Consider the following 2,264-nt stretch of genomic DNA (forward strand, 5'->3'; position numbering starts at 1 on the left):
AGCTCAGACAGCTTCAAGCGAAAAGTAAAGAAGAGCTGACATCATTATATAATGAATATAAAAACACAAAAGATACGAGTTTAATTGCAGAGGCTTTGACTAAAATTGCTGAAACCGATGCAAAGTTTAATCAGCTCATGAATGATTTAGACACGAAGCTAACGGACAATGGGTATGATACAGGCATCATCGATACCTACAAGGAACAGTACGATCAAATCAAAGAAGATGCCAAGAATCAAATTGTAAGCAATTAATTATAAAACCGGACGCATCCTGATGGATGCGTCCGGTTTTTATTGCGCCCAATTTCAGCGAACCATTCACCAACTAGGCATTCACACATACAGTGTATTAGGCATATCAACTATACAAGAATGTGAGTGATCCTTTAATGACGAGACCAGAAGAACAAGAATTTCGTCCGCCGGTTGGTGGCGGTTTCCATGGCGGAGGCATCGGACACGGTGGAATCGGTGGCCCTGGGCATGGTGGTATTGGTGGAATAGGTGGACCCGGAGGCATTGGTCATGGCGGTATTGGTGGCATTGGTCATGGCCCTGGATTCGGCCCTGGATTTGGTCACGTTGGCCCCGGTTTCGGAGGTCCTGGATTTCATGGCGGCTTCTTCCCCGGCGGTGGTTTCAACAATGCACTTCCATGGCTAGTAGCTCCTATTGTATACGGTGCGGCTGATCCCTACTATGGATATCCTCCTTACGGTTATCCATATCCTTATCCGCCTAATCCTTACTATCCATATCCACCAGGCTATCCTGGGATCTAACACGATCGTTATAACCGAGGAATTTCTCACTGGAGAATCCTCGGTTTTTCCTTGTTTGTTAAGAATTCAATTCATCCCCCACAAATTTTATCCTCTTAGCACTAAATTAGACTTTCATTAACTTCAACAAAACTGAAAAAGTATTAACGATGTCATATAAAATAACAATTCTCAGGGGTTACTCATGGGTTAGTTAAAAATATTTCTATGAATCCATATTTATGTGTTATATTACATAACATGAAAATCGAAAATTGTTGACAGGATATAGAACTCCTGATAATATCTTATTAGTAACACCGAGGGATTAATTGTTATCGTAATACTTGGTAAAACCGCACAATACATATAAAAATATTTAGTTAATTAGCTTTTTTTATTTAATTAATAACACCAGTGGAGTAATTAAAGGTGGTAAAGAAATGGATATTAGCAAGCACGATCAGGAGTTTATAAAGAAAAAAAATAAGAATATGGTGCTCGACCTCATTAAGAGCAGCCGCCCGATATCCAGGGCGAAGATTGCTAAGCTCACTTCGATGAGTGCCACTTCTGTAGGTCGCATAGTCAACGATCTTTGTCAAATCGGTCTGGTCAAGGAGACGGAGCAATACTCCTCAGGTGTAGGTAGGAAAGCGACAATGCTAGATATTGATGCTGGTTCCGTGCTCACGATCGGTGTCGAAATGGATAAAGGATTAATTAAAATAGGGATCGTCGACTTTGACGGTCACATCATTGCTGAGAAAAGTATGACGAGGCTTTATCACTTAGATGAACCGATTAAGGTGGCGCGTGAGCTTTCCGAGTGCATACAAGAGCTTATTGATCACAATGAGATTGTTATTTCCAAAATTATTGGAATCGGAATTGGTGTTCCGGGAATCATTGATACGGATAATGGAACGATTGTTTTCTCTTCGCAATTAGGATGGGAGAATGTCAATTTCGCTGCTTTGGTAGAGTCGCATCTGAATATTCCGACTGTTATTGATAATGACCTGAAGGTCAAAGCGTTGGGTGAAACCTACTACGGATTCGTCAAAGGATCCAAAAGAGCGGTATTGCTTGGTTTTGGTAGCGGAGTCGGTTCTGCGCTCGTCATTGATGGTACGGTTTATCGGGGAGAATCGAATATAGCGGGTGAGATTGGCCATTCAACCGTAGACCCGAATGGCATGTTGTGCGAATGCGGGAAACGCGGTTGCCTGCAAACTTATATTGCTGATTTCACAATCATTCAGGAAGCCAATAAGGTTAAGCCAATAACAAGTATTAAAGAAATATTTGACAGTGCACATAATAATGAGACGTGGGCTGTACAAATTATTGACCGTGCCTGTACGTATATCGCGATTACCGTCAGCAATGTTGTGTGCATGTATAACCCAGACACAATCATTCTCGGTGGACATTTGATCGAGCAGCATGTAGAAATGCTTGAAACTGTGAAACAGAAAATAAATCAGTTTATATG

General features: G+C 41.4%; 3 protein-coding genes. All 3 read left to right on the forward strand.

The window, feature by feature from the left end; genetic code table 11:
* Window positions 1-257: hypothetical protein (locus AC1DUA_RS34500; RefSeq protein WP_477504032.1), on the forward strand; the 257-nt coding region annotated here is incomplete at its 5' end.
* A 137-nt stretch (window positions 258-394) separates the two neighbouring features.
* A complete protein-coding gene (locus AC1DUA_RS34505; RefSeq protein WP_477504033.1) occupies window positions 395-787 on the forward strand; it encodes a hypothetical protein in 393 nt (130 codons plus the stop codon).
* A gap of 422 nt (window positions 788-1,209) precedes the next feature.
* A partial coding sequence (locus tag AC1DUA_RS34510; protein WP_477504034.1) for an ROK family protein occupies window positions 1,210-2,264 on the forward strand: 1,055 nt, incomplete at its 3' end.

This window comes from Paenibacillus sp. 01T422, assembly GCF_056398785.1.

Excerpts from the sequence above, each read along its gene's own strand:
- AC1DUA_RS34505 (WP_477504033.1), top strand. The coding sequence starts at position 395 with ATGACGAGACCAGAAGAACAAGAATTTCGTCCGCCGGTTGGTGGCGGT.